Below are 6,660 nucleotides of genomic sequence, written 5' to 3'. Positions count from 1 at the left end.
TAAAACCAGCTCACCATGGGGTACTACACCAGCAGTGCCGAGCGGATGTCGATCTTCTCGGAACCTGACCTGATTACCTATTGGAACAATCATCCTTCGCTCTCTTATCTGTTCTCGGGTCTGTTCATTGGGCCGACCAGCCAGGCACCCCGCGTGGATGAAGGTCGAAAAGATACGCTTTACGAACTGGAATTGGCCTTCGAGCAGATCCCCGATCACACATCTGTCCCTCCCTGGCTGGTGGATCGTATCTTCAGAAATCTGCTGGTGGATGTGACGGGGAACACGCATCGCGCGGAATTCTGTATCGATAAACTGTATTCACCAGACAGTTCCACCGGACGATTAGGACTGGTGGAATTTCGTGGGTTTGAGATGCCTCCTCATGCCCGCATGAGCCTGACGCAACAGTTGCTGATTCGGGCCATTGTGGCATGGTTCTGGGAGGAACCGTATCGTCATCCGCCAGTTCACTGGGGAACATCACTGCATGATCGATTCATGCTGCCACATTTTCTGGAAGAAGATTTCCAGTGTGTGATTGGTGAACTGCAGAATGCCGGTTTTGCATTTGAGAACGACTGGTTCAATCCACATCTCGAATTCCGTTGCCAGAAGATCGGCGAGATCTCTCTGGGATCAGTGCACATCGAGTTCCGCACAGCACTGGAACCGTGGTATGTACTCGGCGAAGAAGGTGCTCCTGGCGGAACGGCCCGGTATGTCGATTCTTCGGTCGAACGACTGCAGGTAAAAGTGAAGGGCCTGACTCCAGGGCGTCAAGTTCTCACTGTGAACGGACGACGAATTCCGCTCCATCCGACGGGTACAGAATCCGAATATGTGGCTGGCATCAGGTACAGAGCCTGGCAACCACCATCATGCCTGCATCCGACCATCGGGATTCATTCACCATTGACCTTTGATGTCGTCGATACCTGGCTGAATCGCTCAGTCGGCGGTGCACAGTATCACGTGGTCCATCCGGGTGGTCGCGGATATGACGTCTTCCCAGTGAATTCCTACGAGGCTGAAAGTCGTCGCATGACGCGCTTCTACAAGATGAATCACACTGGTGGAGCCATGAAGCTTCCTCCGGAACGCACCAACAGACACTTCCCATTTACGTTAGATCTGAGGCGTCCCACAGCACCAATGTTCATGTGATTCCTGCATCAGCCTGCCTGTTGGTTGACATTGCACCATTTGGCATATTGACACGCAGGCACCGCTCATGTATCCACGCATCTATGAAGACGTTGTCACGGTGTGCATGACATCTCGTGGCTGCCGGAACAATGCGGCTTCCATTGGTTCGAACTCGTGTAAAAGATTGACATCGCGAGATGACTCAAGCCCCTGGAACAGTTCTGCGAACCGGACTCGCAGAAGGTCTTGTTGAAAGCTATCCGGTTGCCGAAGGAACTCACGACGAATACTTCATGAGTCGTGGGGTTCTTCGTTCCCATACAACTTCGCTGGTTGATGCCATCCAGGAGATGGGGCCGCTGGAATTGCTGCGATCTCGACAGCAGGCGCAGCGTACAATTCATGAAAACAGTGTGACTTACACGGCTCAGGGCGATACCGAACGGCGCAACCGGCCCTGGGAGTTTGATGTCATCCCATTGATCATCCCACCCGATCAATGGCAGAAGCTTGCTCGAGGATTGTCCCAGCGGGCCTATCTGTTAAACATGATTATTCGCGACCTGTATGGCGAACAGCGCCTGCTCAGCGAACGATTGTTACCACCACAACTGGTCTACTCGAACCCGCATTATTCGCGGGCTTTACATGATCTGCCTGCACCCGTCCAGCATCAGTGGTTGCAGCTTTATGCGGGAGAACTGGCCAGGAATCCCGGTGGAGACTGGGTGATTGTCAGTGATCGAACGGAAGCACCCTCTGGTGTGGCTTACGCTCTCGAAAACCGTATTGTGGGTTCGAGTATTTTCCCCAAAGTTTTTCGAGACCAGCGGGTGCAGCGTCTTGCGCCCTTCTTCATTGCTCTGCGTGAACTCCTCCAGAAAATGGCTTATGATCACCGGGACAATCCGCGGATTGTGCTCCTGAGCCAGGGGCCATCCAACCCGAATTTTTTTGAAGATGCCTACCTCGCTCGTTACCTGGGATATTCTCTTGTCGAAGGAGAAGATCTTGCTGTTCGCGATCAGCAGGTGATGCTGAAAACACTTGGTGGATTACTTCCTGTCGATGTCCTGTTTCGCCGGCTGGATGACCTCGATTGCGATCCACTGGAACTGAAGGCCGATTCATTTCGCGGTGTGACGGGACTGGTTCAGGCCTTGCGGGCCCGGCAATGTGCTGTGGCCAATGCACTGGGATGCAGTTTGCTCGAAACACCCGCCATCATGGCCTACTTGCCGCAAATTGCGAGGAACTGGCTGGGAACAGAACTGGACCTCCCATCGACTCAAACCTGGTGGTGCGGAGACCCCAAATCACTGGAGTATGTCAGGCATCATGCGAATTCGTTGTGGATTCGTCCTGCGTTTTCGCATTCGAACCTCCCTTCGGGACGCCCGGCTGAACTTTCTCAATCCCAAAGAGACACGCTGCTGGCAGCCATGAATCACAGGCCGCATTTGTATGTCGGCCAGGAAATTGTGCGTCGCTCGAAAGCTCCCGTCCTGCTCAATGATTCCTGGCAATCCTGGCATGTCGGGCTGAGAACTTATCTTGTGGCATCAAATTCCGGGTACGTGGCGATGCCCGGTGGATTAGTGCGATGTTCTCCATTGTCTCACACCCTTGATCAATCGGTTTCTTTGGGAGAGGGTGCCAAAGACTGCTGGGTTCAAAGTGATGGCCCGGTACCGCAGATCACGTTGCTTTCGCCACCCGGGGCGGCCATTACACTCCGGCGAAGTGGCTCAGAACTTCCCAGCCGTGTGGCAGATAACATGTTCTGGGTCGGTCGATTTGCTGAAAGGGCGGAAAGCACTGCTCGCTTGTTACGAACAATGGTCAGCCGATTGACCGGTGAATCCGGTGGCAGCAATGTCCCGGATGTTGCTGTACTGATGCGATGCCTGGCTGAAGGAGGTCAGATTGAACCCAGCTTCGCCCTGCAGGATTTCCGTCAGCACATGCCTGCCATTGAAAGTTTATTGCCACCAGCGATTTTTGATGAACGCGAACCATTCAGCCTGAAGTCGACACTCAGCCAGCTCAATCATGTCGCATCGCTGGTTCGGGAAAGACTTTCTCTCGATAGCTGGCGAACAATCAACCGCCTGTACCGGGAGTTTCATCGCCGACGCACCAATGCCGCTACCGATTTTGCAGACGTGCTTCAACAGCTCAACCGCCTGATTGGGGATCTGTCGGCCCTGAGTGGGTTATCGATGGAAAGTACGACGAGAACTTTAGGTTGGCGATTTCTGGATATCGGCCGGCGTATCGAACGGAGTATGCAGACTCTGGTTCTCGGGCGCAGCCTGTTGATCCCTGAATACATGAATTCATCGGCTGTTCTGGAATCGATCGTCGAAGTGGCAGATAGCCTGATTACCTACCGCACACGCTATCTGACCCGCATTCAACTACCACCTGTGCTGGATCTGATTCTGACCGACGAGAGCAATCCACGCTCGGTGATTTTCCAGATGCAGACGTTATCCCAGCACATTGATCAGCTCCCCAGAGACAAGACAACACCACTGAGAACGACCGAACAGCGCTTGATTCTCAACGCGAACAGTCTGCTGCAATTGATCTCTGCCGAAGAACTTTCCAGTGCCAACCAGCCCGATGTGCGAGATCGAATCGATCGCCGCCTGGCAAAACTGGCCCGTATTCTGCCGCAGCTTTCCAATGCCATTACTCATCGTTACTTGTTGCATGCGGTTTCTGCACAACAACTGACAGATGTCCGGCCGCGAAAACTCAAGCCCGCCGAATGGAACATGAACACCACCTCCCGTGAGAAAACCAACGAGCGGGAGAAAATGATTGAGCGGGAACGGAGATCTCTGGAAGACAACGATTTTATGCTGGATAACGAAAGCCTCTGAAATCGGAGGCTTTGCAGGAAACAAATTCCTTCTGAAGATCAGCCAGGCGTATGGAATACCGCATTACTCACACGACCGACTACCGCTACACCGACCCGGTGGCTGTTTGCCATAATGTGGTGCATCTGGCGCCACGAAACATGCTGACTCAACGGTGTTTCGATCATCGGGTCATCGTCAGGCCGAAGCCTGCTGCGATTGTTCGAAGGACCGATTTTTTCGGGAACGTCGAGCATTACTTTGCCATACAAAGACCTCATCGGCGCTTGATGGTGAAGTCGATCAGCCATATTGAAGTCATTGTTAAGCCGCCCGTGATCCCAAGTCTTTCCCCCTCCTGGGAACATATGGTGCAGCGATTATGCCGCGCCGACGGGCACGACTGCCTTGATGCCATGCAGTTTTGCATCGACTCGCCATCGATCCACTCATTTCCAGCCCTTCGAGAGTATGCTGCTCTGTCTTTCAGCCCGGGAAAGCCCATTGTTTCAGCAGTTCTTGATCTCACGGCACGAATTTTTCATGATTTCAAATACGATCCGACAGCCACAACGGTGAACAGCCCTCTGGAAGAAGTTCTGGAGAGCCGACGTGGGGTCTGTCAGGATTTTGCACATTTGCAGATTGGTTGCCTGCGCTCGTTAGGCTTGGCAGCGCGTTATGTCAGTGGTTACATCCGGACAATGCCACCTCCCGGGAAGCCCAGGCTGATTGGTGCGGATGCTTCACATGCGTGGTTGTCAGTCTTTTGCGGTGAGATGGGATGGATTGATTTTGACCCGACAAATAACACGATGGCTTCGGATCAACATATCACCACAGCATGGGGCAGAGACTATACCGATGTCTGCCCCATCAAGGGGGTCTTTATTGGTGGGGGCCAGCATACCATGGCGATTTCTGTGGATGTTATGCCCGAAGAAGAATTCGATACGACAGGCGGTTATGCCGCGACCGCCGGGTAAAGATTTTGCTGCCTGTGACTTCGACTTGCTCATTGCTCAGAATTGTCATCTTTAATCTTTGGCTAACTTCGCAGGATCGAATTCATGAATCCAGTGCTGGCGTCCGTTCCTGACGTAGCCCTCAGCTTTGCCGACTACCAGACCGAGGGGTTTCACGACGAACTGTTTCTCGCAGATCAGACCCCAAGACCTGAAGCCGGCCCGATCATCCAAAGAATCAATTCGCTACCACCTGGCGAGTTAATGCGCCGGCAGGCTGCCGCCGAACGTCTCCTGCTCCAGTTGGGTATTACATTCAATGTCTATGGAGACAATCAAGGGGCTGAACGTATCTTTCCGTTCGACATCATCCCCCGGATTGTACCGGCACATGAGTGGGAATGGCTCGAACGGGGCTTGAAACAACGAATTCAAGCTCTCAACTTATTTATTAATGATATTTATCACGATCAGCACATCATTAAGGATGGTGTCATACCGGCCGAAATTCTGCTGGATGCCAAAAGTTACCGCGAGCAATGCCACGGGATCAACCCGCCCCACGGGATCTGGTGCCATGTGACCGGGACAGACCTGGTGCGCGGCGGCGATGGACAGATCTACGTGCTGGAGGACAACCTGCGCTGCCCGTCGGGTGTCTCTTATGTGCTGCAGAACCGCTCGATCATGAAGCGGACCTTCCCGCAGGTTTTCGATCTCAGCCGGGTGCGTCCGGTCGGTGATTATCCACTTCGATTATTAAGGACATTAGAGCATCTTTCGCCACGGGATGTCGCGAATCCGCGCGTGGTCGTGCTCACACCGGGCGTCTTCAATTCCGCCTACTACGAGCATTCATTCCTGGCACAGCAGATGGGTGTCGAACTCGTCGAAGGACGGGACCTGGTAGTTGCCGGCGAAAAGCTTTACATGCGGACGACCTCCGGCCTGGAGCAGGTGGATGTGATCTACCGTCGCATTGATGACGATTTTCTTGACCCGAAAGCCTTCCGGGCCGATTCCATGCTTGGAGTAGAAGGGCTGATGAATGTTTACCGTGCTGGGCGGGTTGCACTGGCGAATGCACCAGGTACCGGAGTGGCCGATGACAAAGTGATCTATGCGTATGTCCCCAAGATCATCAAGTACTACCTCAATGAAGAGGCCATCATTCCGAACGTCCCCACTTATATCTGCGAAAACGAAGATGAGAGAGCCTACGTCCTCGATCATCTGGACGAGTTGGTCGTCAAGGCCGCCAATGAATCGGGAGGCTATGGCATGCTGGTGGGGCCTCATTCAACTAAAGAACAACAGGCCCAGTTTGCGGAACTGATCAAAGGCAATCCGCGGAACTATATTGCGCAGCCGACACTCTCGCTTTCGAGAGTGCCGACGATCTGTGGAGATCATTTTGAGGGTCGGCATGTTGATCTCAGGCCTTACATCCTCTATGGCAAAGAGATTTTCGTGCTTCCCGGCGGACTGACCCGAGTGGCCTTGAGAAAAGGCTCGCTGGTTGTGAATTCTTCCCAAGGGGGTGGAAGTAAAGACACATGGGTCATTGCCACCAATCAGGAACAGCTCACACCTCAATCGGCGACCCCTTAACGCCCGATTCCGGGTCTGCATGACCCAGTCCGAAAACGAAGAGCCGCACCTTTAGAATTCTCAGA

3 protein-coding genes and 1 pseudogene are annotated in these 6,660 nt (G+C 53.4%); all 4 read left to right on the top strand.

Going from position 1 to position 6,660, the window contains the following annotated elements; genetic code table 11:
* Window positions 1-69: 69 nt before the first annotated feature.
* Window positions 70-1,167: pseudogene (locus A6X21_RS17655) on the top strand (transglutaminase family protein); the annotation flags it as partial.
* Between the two features lie 179 nt (window positions 1,168-1,346).
* The gene (locus A6X21_RS17650) at window positions 1,347-4,040 is read left to right on the top strand and encodes a circularly permuted type 2 ATP-grasp protein (protein ID WP_068850496.1); all 2,694 of its coding nucleotides are present in this window, start codon (window positions 1,347-1,349) and stop codon (window positions 4,038-4,040) included.
* A 50-nt stretch (window positions 4,041-4,090) separates the two neighbouring features.
* Window positions 4,091-5,005: a transglutaminase family protein gene (locus tag A6X21_RS17645; RefSeq protein WP_068850493.1), complete on the top strand. Its 915-nt coding sequence runs from the start codon at window positions 4,091-4,093 to the stop codon at window positions 5,003-5,005.
* 84 nt (window positions 5,006-5,089) lie between these two features.
* The gene (locus A6X21_RS17640; RefSeq protein ID WP_068850490.1) at window positions 5,090-6,595 is read left to right on the top strand and encodes a circularly permuted type 2 ATP-grasp protein; all 1,506 of its coding nucleotides are present in this window, start codon (window positions 5,090-5,092) and stop codon (window positions 6,593-6,595) included.
* Window positions 6,596-6,660: the final 65 nt, after the last annotated feature.

Source organism: Planctopirus hydrillae (genome assembly GCF_001707835.1).
Taxonomy (GTDB): domain Bacteria; phylum Planctomycetota; class Planctomycetia; order Planctomycetales; family Planctomycetaceae; genus Planctopirus; species Planctopirus hydrillae.
The sequence above is the reverse complement of the archived record's forward strand: the minus strand, read 5'-3'. Positions and strand labels throughout refer to the sequence as shown.

What these genes read in the sequence shown, in the direction of transcription:
- A6X21_RS17650 (WP_068850496.1), top strand. Translation starts at nt 1,347, where the DNA reads ATGACTCAAGCCCCTGGAACAGTTCTGCGAACCGGACTCGCAGAAGGT.
- A6X21_RS17645 (WP_068850493.1), top strand. Translation starts at nt 4,091, where the DNA reads ATGGAATACCGCATTACTCACACGACCGACTACCGCTACACCGACCCG.
- A6X21_RS17640 (WP_068850490.1), top strand. Translation starts at nt 5,090, where the DNA reads ATGAATCCAGTGCTGGCGTCCGTTCCTGACGTAGCCCTCAGCTTTGCC.